The sequence below is a fragment of the Streptomyces sp. NPDC052023 genome (assembly GCF_044548465.1).
Lineage (GTDB): Bacteria > Actinomycetota > Actinomycetes > Streptomycetales > Streptomycetaceae > Streptomyces.
In genome coordinates this window covers 610415-623171 of sequence record NZ_JBIUBW010000002.1, presented here as the reverse complement: position 1 = coordinate 623171, position 12757 = coordinate 610415, and the positions used below count along the sequence as shown (strand labels likewise).

Annotated in this window: 9 protein-coding genes; 6 read left to right on the top strand and 3 right to left on the bottom strand. The window is 70.7% G+C overall.

All coding sequences use genetic code 11. The features are described 5' to 3' along the window. Positions 1-12 precede the first annotated feature (12 nt). Complete coding sequence (locus tag ACIHCM_RS06960) at positions 13-1275, bottom strand: hypothetical protein (RefSeq protein WP_399890236.1); 1263 nt, start codon at positions 1273-1275, stop codon at positions 13-15. Positions 1276-1679: 404 nt separating this feature from the next. Between ACIHCM_RS06960 and ACIHCM_RS06955 the strand changes: the two genes are divergently transcribed. From ACIHCM_RS06955 to ACIHCM_RS06930, 6 genes are all read left to right on the top strand, one after another. After that, complete coding sequence (locus ACIHCM_RS06955) at positions 1680-4829, top strand: SulP family inorganic anion transporter (protein WP_399890233.1); 3150 nt, start codon at positions 1680-1682, stop codon at positions 4827-4829. Positions 4830-5124: 295 nt separating this feature from the next. Next, a complete protein-coding gene (gene acs, locus ACIHCM_RS06950) occupies positions 5125-7080 on the top strand; it encodes an acetate--CoA ligase (protein ID WP_399890230.1) in 1956 nt (651 codons plus the stop codon). A gap of 216 nt (positions 7081-7296) precedes the next feature. Then, positions 7297-8718, top strand: a complete 1422-nt coding sequence (nhaA, locus tag ACIHCM_RS06945) for a Na+/H+ antiporter NhaA (protein WP_399890227.1) — start codon at positions 7297-7299, stop codon at positions 8716-8718. 89 nt (positions 8719-8807) lie between these two features. Beyond that, positions 8808-9314 (top strand): phage holin family protein, encoded by a 507-nt coding sequence (locus ACIHCM_RS06940; RefSeq protein WP_399890224.1) that lies wholly within the window; start codon positions 8808-8810, stop codon positions 9312-9314. Further along, the gene (locus ACIHCM_RS06935; RefSeq protein ID WP_399890221.1) at positions 9311-10249 is read left to right on the top strand and encodes an alpha/beta fold hydrolase; all 939 of its coding nucleotides are present in this window, start codon (positions 9311-9313) and stop codon (positions 10247-10249) included. Before ACIHCM_RS06940 ends, ACIHCM_RS06935 begins: the two co-directional genes overlap by 4 nt. Before the next feature lie 292 nt (positions 10250-10541). Then, positions 10542-10724: a hypothetical protein gene (locus ACIHCM_RS06930; protein WP_399890218.1), complete on the top strand. Its 183-nt coding sequence runs from the start codon at positions 10542-10544 to the stop codon at positions 10722-10724. Between the two features lie 45 nt (positions 10725-10769). On the opposite strand, the gene ACIHCM_RS06925 is transcribed toward ACIHCM_RS06930, so the two are convergent. Both ACIHCM_RS06925 and ACIHCM_RS06920 read right to left on the bottom strand, forming a co-directional pair. Continuing rightward, positions 10770-11969 (bottom strand): MarP family serine protease, encoded by a 1200-nt coding sequence (locus ACIHCM_RS06925; RefSeq protein WP_399890214.1) that lies wholly within the window; start codon positions 11967-11969, stop codon positions 10770-10772. Positions 11970-12047: 78 nt separating this feature from the next. Further along, positions 12048-12743 carry an NUDIX hydrolase gene (locus ACIHCM_RS06920; RefSeq protein ID WP_399890211.1) on the bottom strand — a complete coding sequence of 232 codons (696 nt, stop codon included), beginning with the start codon at positions 12741-12743 and terminating at the stop codon, positions 12048-12050. Positions 12744-12757 lie beyond the last annotated feature (14 nt).

Here is a 12757-nt window from a genome sequence, read left to right as displayed (position 1 = left end):
GACGCCTGACGCCTACAGTCGGTCCGCCGACGCCCCGGGCGCACCCTTCGGGGCCGGGGCGGGGCGGGCGGACAGGAAGGACTCCCACCCCTTCTTCGGGGCCTCGCCGACCTTCAGCGTGCGCATCTTCGCGAGCGTCTTCGGGTCCTGGGCGTCCAGCCAGTCGACGAGCTGACGGAACGACACGCAGCGCACCTCGGGCTTGGTGCACACCTGCTCGACGACGTCCTCGATGGCGCGCATGTAGGTGCCGCCGTTCCATGACTCGAAGTGGTTGCCGATGATCAGGGGCGCGCGGTTGCCGTCGTACGCGCGCTGGAAGCCCTGGAGCAGTCCGTCGCGCATCTGGTTGCCCCAGTACTCGTACTTGGCGGGATCACCCTGGGTGGTGGTGCCCGACTGGTTGACCATGAAGTTGTAGTCCATGGTCAACTGCTCGTAGTCGTGCCCGGGGAAGGGCACCAACTGCATGGACAGGTCCCACAGCCCCTCCTTCTTGCCGGGCCACACCTGGTTGTTGACGCCGCTGGTGTCGTAGCGGAAGCCCAGTGCACGGGCGGCCTTGCGGAAGTTGGCCTGGCCCTCCAGGCACGGGGTGCGCGCGCCGATGAGTTCCCGGTCGTAGTCGAAGGGCAGCGGTGCGGCCTTGGTCATGCCGCTGTTGGTCTTCCAGGACTTCACGAACTGCTTGGCCTGGGCGATCTCGTCCTTCCACTCCTCCACCGACCACTGGCCGACACCGCCCTCGGTGCCACAGAAGTGGCCGTTGAAGTGGGTGCCGATCTCGTTGCCCTCCAGCCACGCCAGCCGCAACTGCTTCACGGTGTCGGCGATGCCCTGCCGGTCGTTGAACCCGATGTCGGAGCGGCCCGGTGAGTGCTGCGGGGGCTTGTAGAGGTCACGCTTGTCCTCGGGCAGCAGATACACACCGCTGAGGAAGTACGTCATCGTGGCGTTGTTGGCCTTGGCCACCTCGCGGAAGTGCGAGAACAGCCGCTGGCTGTCCTCGCCGGCGCCGTCCCAGGAGAAGACCACGAACTGGGGCGGCTTCTGACCGGGCTTCAGCCGTTCCGGGCGGGACAGATGGGGCTGCGCACCGGTGAACGCGGTGGAGCCGTCCCCGATCAGCCGGACCGCGCTCTTGGGCGCAGGCGCGCCCTGCGGCCCGGACGTCCCTCCCTCCGCACGCTCGGAGCCGGTCCCGCAGCCGGCGAGTGACAGGGCACAGACCGCGGCGCCCATGGCGCCCGCGGCGATCCTCCGGGTGGCGGCCATCCCGCCCACCTTCCTTCTCCAGTCGATGAGTCGGCAGCGCCGTCACGGTGGCACGGCACGGAGAAGGAATTAGTACGACAAGCCGATGAAATGCTCACATCACTCACCAGAGTGATTGATTAACCCATTTGCCCGGAAAATCCATGCTTTACCTTTACTCTGGATTACGATTCGTTTACTGAAAGTTGCTGATCCCGCCACTGCACGCCGTGACCCACGGCCGCGACCCACCCCGCCCCGGCGGGGACCACCAGTTTCCGCGACCGCGCTGCCCCGGAGGAGACGGGAAAATGTCAGCCTGCGTCCCCACTCGAGCCCCCGACCCGCACCGACCGAACGAAGCCCATCAAAGCCACAGTCCGCCACCGGCCCGGCGTCGCCGGTTCCGCATCGCCGGAGCCGACGTGTCGGCGTCCATCTCCGTCTTCCTGATCGCGCTGCCGTTGTCCCTGGGCATCGCCCTCGCCACCGGCGCGCCGCTCCAGGCCGGGCTCGTCGCCGCGGCGGTGGGCGGTCTGGTCGCCGGACGGCTCGGCGGCTCCCCGCTCCAGGTGAGCGGCCCGGCGGCCGGTCTCACGGTCGTCACCGCCGACCTCATCCACCGCTACGGATGGCGTACGACCTGCGCCATCACCGTCCTGGCCGGGCTCGCCCAACTCGGCCTGGGCTGCCTGCGCGTGGCCCGCTCCGCGCTGGCCGTCAGCCCCGCGATCGTGCACGGCATGCTGGCCGGCATCGGCGTGACCATCGCCGTCGCCCAGCTGCACATCGTCCTCGGCGGCACCCCGCAGAGCGCCGTCCTGGACAATCTGCGCGCACTGCCCGCACAGCTCGCCCAGCTGCATCCGGCGGCCGTCACGACAAGCGCGCTCACGCTGGCGCTGCTGCTGGCCTGGCCCCGGCTGCCCGGCCGGGCGGGCCGCCTGCTGCGCAAGGCACCGGCGGCGCTCGTCGCCGTCGCCGGGGCCACCGCGGCCGCCTCGCTGGCCGGCCTCACCCTGCCCAAGGTGGAGCTGCCCAACTGGAGCAGCCACGCCCTGGCCGGACTGCCCGAGGGCCCGGTGCTGGGCCTGGTCGCCGCGGTGCTCAGCACCACGCTGGTGTGCAGCGTGCAGTCACTGCTCGGCGCGGTCGCCGTCGACAAGCTGGCCGCCGCCCGGCCCGGCCGTGCCGCCCGTGTCCCACGCTCCGACCTGGACCGCGAACTGCTCGGTCAGGGCGCGGCCAACATCGTCTCCGGCGGACTAGGCGGGCTGCCGGTAGCGGGCGTGGCCGTGCGCAGTACCGCGAATGTGCACGCCGGTGCCGTGAGCCGGAACTCCACGATGCTGCACGGCGTTTTCGTAGTGATCGCCACCCTGCTGATGGTCCCGATGCTGGAGCTCATCCCGCTCGCCGCGCTCGCGGCCCTGGTGATGGCCGTCGGCATCCAGATGGTGTCGCTGAACCACATCCGCACGGTGACCCGCCACCGTGAGGTGCTGGTGTACGTGGTCACCACCCTCGGCGTGGTGCTCATGGGCGTCCTGGAGGGCGTCGCGCTCGGGATCGCCGTCGCCGTCGGCGTCGCCCTGCACCGCCTCACCCGCACCCGGATCACCCATGAAGTGACGGAAGGAGTCCATCACGTACAAGTCAGAGGGCAGCTGACCTTCCTGGCCGTGCCGCGGCTCAGCCGGGCCCTGCATCTCGTACCTCAAGGGGCCGACGTCCTCGTCGAGCTGGACGGTTCCTTCATGGACCACGCGGCGTACGAGACCCTGCAGGACTGGCAGAACACCCACACCGCGACGGACGGCACCGTCGAGCTGATCGGCCGCCGCGCCGGTGTCCGCATCGCCGAGCCCATGAGCTTCCCCGGCCACTCGGGGGCGACCGGGACCGACGAGCCGGACGCGTCCGCCGGTTGCCGCTGCAGTCCATGGACGCCATGGCGCAACCACCAGTGCGAGGTGCAGCAGACGCCGCGCCCGACGGCAACGGGAGCTGCGGGGCGGTACGCAGAGCCGGGTGAATCCGGTGCCTCGGGGAGCGCTCCGGGCGCCGGGGGCTCGGTGGAGTCGACGGTCTCAGGGGGCTCACCGGGGACCATGGGCTCGGCGGGCGCTACGGGCTCAGTGAGCACTGTGGACGTGAAGAGCTTCATGGCCCTCCAGGTGTCCGCCGGCTCGGAAAGCCCCAAGCGCTTCGTGGGCTGGAAGGAGTCCGACGGCACGAAGGGCTTGGTGGACCCCCTGGGCTCCGCCGGCTCCCGGAGCCCCAAGAGCTTCATGGGCTGGAAGGCTTCCGCGAGCCTGGAGCGCCTGAAGGTCTCCGTGGGGTGGAACGCGTCCGCCAGCCCGGCGAACTCCGCAAGCCCAGGCGGCTCCCGTGGGCCGACGGGCCCGCATGCCTCGCAGGGCCACGCAAGGCCGTTCGGATCCAAGGGCACGAAGAGCCCGGCGGACCGGCTGAGCCTCGCAAGCTCGCAGGGTTCGTATGACACAGCCGAATCGAACGACGTCACCGGTGACGGCCGTTCGGACGGCTCCGCCTACCGCGAGCCCCCCGGCCGTGGGAACGCCCTGGGCCACCCGACCGGCTCCGGTGATTCGGGCGCCCCCGACCACCCGGTGGGCCACGAACACCTGAACGACCGCCTGGGCGGCCACGGCCAACCGAACGCGACCGGCCGCCGCACCGACCCCACCACCTCGTTCGCCCCTCTCACTCCCCACCCCATCACCACAGCCAACCCCCAGGCCCCCACCACCTCCTGTACCGCCACCTCGGCGCTCACCGCCTGGGACGCCATCACCACCACCCCCCACCCCAGCAACCCCCACACCCCCACCGGCACCCCCAACCCCACGCCCGATCTCAACCCCAACCCCACCGACACCGCCGGCAACCACCAACTGGCCCGGGGCATCAGCGCCTTCCAGCGCAACACGGCCCCGCTGGTCAGAGGCGAACTCGCGCGGCTGGCCCGCGAGGGGCAGCGTCCCGATCAGCTGTTCCTCACCTGCGCCGACTCCCGCCTTGTCACCTCGATGATCACTTCCAGTGGTCCGGGCGACCTGTTCGTGGTGCGCAACGTCGGCAACCTGGTGCCCCGGCCCGGCGAGGAGAGCGGCGACGACTCGGTGGCGGCGGCGATCGAGTACGCGGTGGAAGTGCTGAAGGTGCGCTCCATCACGGTGTGCGGCCACTCGGGCTGTGGAGCCATGCAGGCGCTGCTCAACTCCGAGCCCGGCGGTGCCCGCACGCCGCTGAGGCGCTGGCTGCGGCACGGCCTGCCCAGCCTGGAGCGCATCGCCGGCGACGGCCGGCCACGTCCGCGGCTGGCCGGACGGCCACCCGCGGACGTGGCCGAGCAGCTGTGCCTGACCAACGTCGTGCAGCAGCTGGAGCACCTGCGCGCTCACGAGTCGGTCTCCCGGGCGCTGCGCGAAGGCGCGTTGGAGCTGCACGGCATGTACTTCCATGTCGGCGAGGCACAGTCGTACCTGCTCAACGAGACGGCTGAGGAGCTCGTGTTCGACACGGTCCGTGCGGCGGGCCTGTCCGCGTGAATCGGCATCCGGACCGCCCGTTCGTGACACGTTCACGGACGGGCGGTCCGGGACGTGAGGGGAGTTACACGGCTGAACCTGCTTCGGCTGCCGTCCGTGGGAACGGATGAGCGGACGTCGGGACGGCACGGCCGGACGCCGGTACGGCACGACCGGACGCCGGGTCGGGACGACCGGGCGTGACACACTCGCCCACAGGTCTAAACCAATATTCCGTCGACCCTTGTCATCGGGCCACCAGGTCTGATGAGCTGTGGCCTGGGACACAACGGACACCCTTCGAGAGGGAGATGTCGTGAGCAACGAGAGCCTGGCCAACCTGCTCAAAGAGGAGCGCAGGTTCGCGCCACCCGCCGACCTGGCCGCCCACGCCAATGTCACGGCGGAGGCGTACGAACAGGCCAAGGCTGACAGGCTCGGCTTCTGGGCCGAGCAGGCCCGCCGGCTGACCTGGGCCAAGGAGCCGACGGAGACGCTGGACTGGTCGAACCCGCCGTTCGCCAAGTGGTTCAAGGACGGCGAGCTCAACGTCGCGTACAACTGCGTGGACCGGCACGTCGAGGCCGGACACGGCGACCGCGTGGCCATCCACTTCGAGGGCGAGCCCGGTGACAGCCGTGCCCTCACCTACGCCGAGCTCAAGGACGAGGTCTCCAAGGCCGCCAACGCCCTGCTGGAACTGGGCGTACAGAAGGGCGACCGGGTCGCCGTCTACATGCCGATGATCCCCGAGACCGCGGTCGCGATGCTGGCCTGCGCCCGGATCGGCGCCGCGCACTCCGTGGTCTTCGGCGGCTTCTCGGCCGACGCGCTCGCGACCCGTATCCAGGACGCGGACGCCAAGGTCGTCATCACCTCCGACGGCGGCTACCGGCGCGGCAAGCCGTCCGCGCTGAAGCCGGCCGTGGACGAGGCGGCCGAGAAGGCGGGCAACGTCGAGCACGTCCTCGTCGTGCGCCGCACCGGCCAGGAGGTCGCCTGGACCGAGGGCCGGGACGTGTGGTGGCACGAGCTCGTCGAGCGTCAGTCCGCCGAGCACACGCCGGAGGCGTTCGAGGCGGAGCACCCGCTGTTCATCCTCTACACCTCGGGCACCACGGGTAAGCCCAAGGGCATCCTGCACACCTCCGGCGGCTACCTCACCCAGACGTCGTACACCCATCACGCGGTCTTCGACCTCAAGCCGGAGACGGACGTGTACTGGTGCACGGCCGACGTCGGCTGGGTGACCGGGCACTCCTACATCGTGTACGGGCCGCTCGCCAACGGCGCGACCCAGGTGATGTACGAGGGCACCCCGGACACGCCGCACCAGGGCCGCTTCTGGGAGATCGTGCAGAAGTACAAGGTCACGATCCTCTACACCGCGCCCACCGCGATCCGGACGTTCATGAAGTGGGGCGACGACATCCCCGCGAAGTTCGACCTCTCCAGCCTGCGGGTGCTGGGCTCGGTCGGTGAGCCGATCAACCCCGAGGCCTGGATCTGGTACCGCAAGCACATCGGCGGCGACCGCACCCCGATCGTGGACACCTGGTGGCAGACCGAGACCGGCGCGATGATGATCTCGCCGCTGCCCGGCGTCACCGAGACCAAGCCCGGGTCGGCGCAGACCCAGCTGCCCGGTATCTCCGCGACGGTCGTCGACGACGAGGCGAACGAGGTGCCCGACGGCGGCGGTGGCTACCTGGTCCTCACCGAGCCGTGGCCGTCGATGCTGCGCACGATCTGGGGCGACGACCAGCGGTTCCTCGACACCTACTGGTCGCGTTTCGAGGGCAAGTACTTCGCCGGTGACGGGGCGAAGAAGGACGACGACGGCGACATCTGGCTGCTGGGCCGTGTCGACGACGTGATGCTCGTCTCCGGGCACAACATCTCCACCACCGAGGTCGAGTCCGCGCTCGTCTCCCACCCCGCCGTCGCCGAGGCGGCCGTGGTGGGCGCGGCGGACGAGACGACCGGCCAGGCGATCGTCGCCTTCGTGATCCTGCGGGGTACGGCGGCGGAGACCGAGGGCCTGGTCGCCGAGCTGCGGGGCCATGTCGGCGCCGCCCTCGGCCCGATCGCCAAGCCCCAGCGGATCCTGCCGGTGGCGGAGCTGCCGAAGACCCGCTCCGGCAAGATCATGCGCCGCCTGCTGCGCGACGTCGCGGAGAACCGTCAGCTCGGTGACGTCACCACACTGACCGACTCCACGGTCATGGACCTCATCCAGGCCAAGCTCCCGGCGGCGTCCAGCGAGGACTGAGTCCGGCCGGAAAGGGGCACCCGGCACGACCGACGCCAGAGGCGGGCGGCAGTCGTGCCGGGTGCCCCTTTTGCCCGTAGCGTGAAGATCACCTGACCGGCCCGCCGCATCTTAGGTAAGCTAAGGAACGCGTCAACAACGCGACAATGGTCAAAGGTGCGCCGGGAAGTCTGGTCGGCATGTCGTTCGTGCTGCCCACCGACCGGAGGTCTTCCCGTGACTGTCCCCCGCCCCGCCCGCAAGGTTTTCGCCCGGCTGTCCCTGCCCGAGCGGAACTTCGTCGCGGACGCGCTGCGCACCGAGACGGTCGGCGGTGTGCTGCTGCTCGTCGCCGCGGTCATCGCCCTGATCTGGGCGAACCTCCCCGTGCTCGGGAACAGCTACGAGACCGTCTCGGACTTCCACATAGGCCCGGCCGCCCTCGGCCTCGATCTCTCGATCGCGCACTGGGCCGCCGACGGCCTGCTCGCGATCTTCTTCTTCGTCGCCGGCATCGAACTCAAGCGTGAGCTGGTCGCCGGCGATCTGCGGGACCCCAGGGCGGCCGTCCTGCCGGTGGTCGCCGCCCTGTGCGGGATGGCCGCACCGGCGCTGGTCTACAGCCTCACCAACGTCCTCGGCGGCGGCTCCCTGGCCGGCTGGGCGGTGCCCACCGCCACGGACATCGCCTTCGCGCTCGCCGTGCTCGCGGTCATCGGTACGTCGCTGCCGAGCGCCCTGCGTGCCTTCCTGCTGACGCTCGCCGTCGTGGACGACCTGTTCGCGATCCTGATCATCGCGATCTTCTTCACCAGCTCGATCAACTTCGCCGCCCTCGGCGGCGCCGTCGTCGGACTCGGGGTCTTCTGGCTGCTGCTGCACAAGGGCGTACGCGGCTGGTACATCTACGTCCCGCTGGCCCTGGTCGTCTGGGCGCTGATGTACAACAGCGGCGTGCACGCCACGATCGCCGGCGTCGCCATGGGCCTGATGCTGCGCTGCTCCACCCGCAAAGGTGAGGAGCACTCCCCCGGCGAGCACATCGAGCACCTCGTGCGCCCGCTGTCCGCCGGCCTCGCCGTGCCGCTGTTCGCCCTGTTCAGCGCGGGTGTCGTGGTCTCCGGCAGCGTCCTCGGGGACGTGTTCACCAAACCGGAGACGCTGGGCGTGGTCCTCGGTCTCGTCGTCGGCAAGATGGTCGGCATCTTCGGCGGCACCTGGCTGACCGCCCGCTTCACCCGGGCCTCCCTCAGCGATGACCTGGAGTGGGCGGACGTCTTCGCGGTCGCCTCGCTGGCCGGCATCGGCTTCACCGTGTCGCTGCTCATCGGCGAGCTGGCGTTCGAGGGCGACGCGGCGATGACGGACGAGATCAAGGCGGCCGTACTGGCCGGCTCGCTGACGGCGGCCCTGATCGCGACAGTGCTGCTGAAGATACGGAACGCCAAGTACCGCAGGCTGTGCGAGGCCGAGGACCGCGACGACGACCTCGACGGCATCCCCGACATCTACGAGGACGACGACCCGGCGTACCACCTGCGGATGGCGGAGATCTACGACCGCAAGGCCGCCGAGCACCGCCGGCTCGCCGAAGTCAGGGCGGCCGAGCTTGCCGAAGTGGGCGGCGGGGCAGGCGATGAGGGCGACGGTCCGGCATGATCTGACGGGACGGTACAAAAGACGGGACCGTACACAGTCAGACACGGACGGACCCCGTACGCAGCAGTACGCAGAAGAGGGAGACCGCGATGAGCGCACCCGACGGCAGCCCGGTCGGCGCCGAACGCAGCATCGGCCAGCTGTTCGCCTCGGCGACGGCCGACATGTCGGCACTGGTGCACGACGAGATCGCGCTGGCCAAGGCCCAGCTGCGGCAGGACGTCAAGCGCGGTGCAACGAGCGGCGGCGCGTTCATGGCGGCGGGCGGGCTGCTCCTGTTCTCCCTGCCGATGCTCAACTTCGCCCTGGCGTACGGCATCCGGACCTGGAGCGGGTGGAACCTCGCGGTCTGCTTCCTGCTGTCCTTCGCCGCGAACGTTCTGATCGCCCTCGTGCTGGCGCTGATCGGCGTGGTCTTCGCGAAGAAGGCCAAGAAGAGCAAGGGCCCGCAGAAGGTGGCCGCGTCGGTGAAGGAGTCGGCGGGCGTCCTGCAGAAGGCCAAGCCGCACCCGCGCCCCGAGCGGCCCGCCCTGACCGAGCTTCCGCGGGACCGCGCACCGGAGGCCATCGAGGCTGTGGCACGCTCGTCGTCATGACGGAACCCGACATCCCTTCGGCGCAGCCCGGCTCGGTGGTCCGGCCCGACGGCCCCTGGACGCACCGGGACGTGGCGGCCAACGGCGCACGCTTCCACATCGCGGAGCTGGGCGACGGGCCGCTGGTGATGCTGGTGCACGGCTTCCCGCAGTTCTGGTGGACCTGGCGGCACCAGCTGGTCGCGCTCGCCGACGCCGGATTCCGGGCCGTAGCCATGGACCTGCGGGGCGTCGGCGGCAGCGACCGCACGCCCCGCGGCTACGACCCGGCCAACCTCGCCCTCGACATCACCGGCGTGATCCGCTCGCTCGGCGAGCCGGACGCGGCGCTCGTGGGGCACGACCTCGGCGGTTATCTGGCGTGGACGGCGGCCGTGATGCGGCCCAAGCTGGTGCGCCGCCTGGCGGTGGCGTCGATGCCGCACCCCCGGCGCTGGCGCTCGGCGATGCTCGCCGATGTGCGCCAGACGGCGGCCAGTTCGCACATCTGGGGATTCCAGCGGCCGTGGATCCCGGAGCGGCAGCTCGTCGCGGACGACGGTGCCCTGGTGGGCCAGCTCATCCGGGACTGGGCCGGGCCCCGGCTGCCGGAGGACGAGGCGGTGGAGACGTACCGGCGTGCGATGTGCATTCCGTCGACGGCGCACTGTTCCGTCGAGCCGTACCGCTGGCTGGTCCGCTCCCTGGCCCGCCCCGACGGCATCCAGTTCAACCGCCGGATGAAGCGGCCCGTCCGCGTGCCGACCCTGCATCTGCACGGCTCCCTGGACCCGGTGATGCGCACCCGCAGCGCGGCGGGCTCCGGCGAGTACGTCGAAGCGCCCTACCGCTGGCGCCTGTTCGACGGCCTCGGCCACTTCCCGCACGAGGAGGACCCGGCGGCCTTCTCCCACGAGCTGATCAGCTGGTTGAAGGACCCCGAGCCGGACCGCTGAACCCCGCGCGCGGGCACCCGCCCCCGGAACCCGGACCACGGCCGGGCCGCGGATCCCACGCCCCGAGCCGGCACGTGGAACGGGGCCTGGGCGCACCCGGGCTGAGCCCTGATCGGACCCCGGGGCTCGGCCATCCGGCCGAAGGCTCCGGTCGCCGGCCGGATGGCCGAGACAGTGCGCCCGGAACACAGCGCGGTACGCATGTACGACGAACTGCCAATTGCCTGGCGCATAAGCCAATTGGGCGCTCCGGACGCGGTTATCGACCTTGGGACGGGGCACACGTCGAGGTATGGGCTGGACGCACGACTACAGTGACGCAGCACGCACTCGCCGCTCTGGCAGCGGCCTGAGCTCACACCGCAGGGGCACCCCGCAGCTGGCGGGCACGGCCGATCCGAGGGTGGGCATTCCGCGCATTCTGCGCCGCCGGGCCCGTTGGGTCTCGGTGCGGCTGCGTCACCCGCGCGGCTGACCCTCGTACGGCCTCAAGGGCCGCACCGCCGGACCTCTTCACCCCTCACAGGGCGCAGCTGTCGCTGTCCACCTGCTGGTTCGCCGTACGACCCTTGGTGATGTCCTCGCGGATCTCGTCGACGGTCAGCGCGTAACCCGTCTCGGCGTCGTCGAGCGACTTCGCGAACACGACACCATAGACCTCGCCGTCGGGCGTGAGCAGCGGGCCGCCGGAGTTGCCCTGGCGGACGGTCGCGTACAGGGAGTAGACGTCGCGGCCGACCGTGCCCCGGTGGTAGATGTCCGGGCCGTTCGCCGTGATGCGGCCCCGCACGCGCGCGGAGCGCACGTCGTACGCCCCGTTCTCCGGGAAGCCCGCGACGATGGCGTCGTCCCCGCCCCCCGCGTCCTCGGCGCTGAACTTCAGGACGGGCGCGTCCAGCTCGGGTACGTCGAGTACGGCGATGTCGCGCTTCCAGTCGTACAGGACGACCGTCGCGTCGTACCGCCGGCCCTCCCCGCCTATCTGGACGGTGGGTTCGTCGACACCGCCGACGACGTGCGCGTTGGTCATCACGCGGCGCTCGCCGAAGACGAAGCCGGTGCCCTCCAGGACCTTGCCGCAGCTCGGCGCTGTCCCCATCACCTTGACGATGGAACGCTGGGCACGGGCGGCGACCGGGCTGCCCGCGAGCGCCGGGTCCGGCGGCCGCACGTCGGTGATCGGCTCGTTGGCGAACGGGCTGAAGACCTGCGGGAAGCCGTTCTGTGCGAGTACGGCGGAGAAGTCGGCGAACCACGTGTCGGCCTGCGTGGGCAGCGCCCGGGAGACGCCGAGCAGCACCTTGGAGCTGCGCACCTCCTTGCCGAGCGTCGGCAGAGTCGTGCCGGCCAGCGCCGAGCCGATCAGCCACGCCACGAGGAGCATCGCGACGACGTTGACGAGGGCGCCGCCGGTCGCGTCCAGGGCGCGGGCCGGGGACCACGTGATGTGGCGGCGCAGCTTACTGCCCAGATGGGTCGTCAGGGCCTGGCCGACGGAGGCGCAGACGATCACGACGACCACCGCGACGACGGCGGCGGTGGTGCTCACCTCCGCGTTGGCGGTCAGCGCGTCCCAGATGACGGGCAGTGAGTAGACGGCGACGAGCCCGCCGCCCAGAAAGCCGATCACCGACAGGATGCCGACGACGAATCCCTGGCGGTAGCCCACGATCGCGAACCACACGGCGGCGACAAGCAACAGGATGTCCAGCACGTTCACCGCTTCGAGCCTCGCCTCATCACTTCGCGATCACACCTGGTCGGCCGGGGGGCCCGGCAACAGCACGAGGTCACCCTGTCATGACCGCCAGTCGAGCGGGACCTGCTTGTCGCGGTCCCACGGTCTTTCCCAGCCCGCGTAGTGCATCAGCCGGTCGATGATCCCGGCCGTGAAGCCCCAGACGAGGGCGGATTCGACCAGAAACGCCGGACCTCGGTGGCCGCTGGGGTGGAGGGCCGTGGCACGGTTGGCGGGGTCCGTGAGATCGGCCACGGGGACCGTGAAGACACGGGCCGTCTCGTTCGGGTCGACGACTCCCACGGGGCTCGGCTCCCGCCACCAGCCGAGCACCGGGGTCACGACGAAGCCGCTGACCGGGATGTAGAGCTTGGGCAGCACACCGAACAGCTGCACGCCGGCCGGGTCCAGGCCGGTCTCCTCCTCCGCCTCACGCAGCGCGGCCCGCAGTGGCCCGTCGGCCTCGGGGTCGCCGTCCTCGGGGTCGAGGGCGCCGCCGGGGAAGGAGGGCTGCCCGGCGTGCGAGCGCAGCGAACTCGCCCGCTCCATCAGCAGCAGCTCGGGGCCGCGCTCACCCTCGCCGAACAGGATGAGAACGGCGGACTGGCGGCCGGCGCCGTCCTTGGGGGGCAGGAAACGGCTGAGCTGGCGCGGCTGGACCGTCTCCACCGCGCGCACCACGGGATCCAGCCACTGGGGCAGCCCCTCCCTGCTCAGCATCACCGGGCCGCCCTGTGTCCCACTCGCCCGTGTCATCGCCACCCCCGTCG

Excerpts from the sequence above, each read along its gene's own strand:
- ACIHCM_RS06960 (WP_399890236.1), bottom strand. The coding sequence starts at position 1,275 with ATGGCCGCCACCCGGAGGATCGCCGCGGGCGCCATGGGCGCCGCGGTC.
- ACIHCM_RS06940 (WP_399890224.1), top strand. The coding sequence starts at position 8,808 with ATGAGCGCACCCGACGGCAGCCCGGTCGGCGCCGAACGCAGCATCGGC.
- ACIHCM_RS06935 (WP_399890221.1), top strand. The coding sequence starts at position 9,311 with ATGACGGAACCCGACATCCCTTCGGCGCAGCCCGGCTCGGTGGTCCGG.
- ACIHCM_RS06930 (WP_399890218.1), top strand. The coding sequence starts at position 10,542 with ATGGGCTGGACGCACGACTACAGTGACGCAGCACGCACTCGCCGCTCT.
- ACIHCM_RS06920 (WP_399890211.1), bottom strand. The coding sequence starts at position 12,743 with ATGACACGGGCGAGTGGGACACAGGGCGGCCCGGTGATGCTGAGCAGG.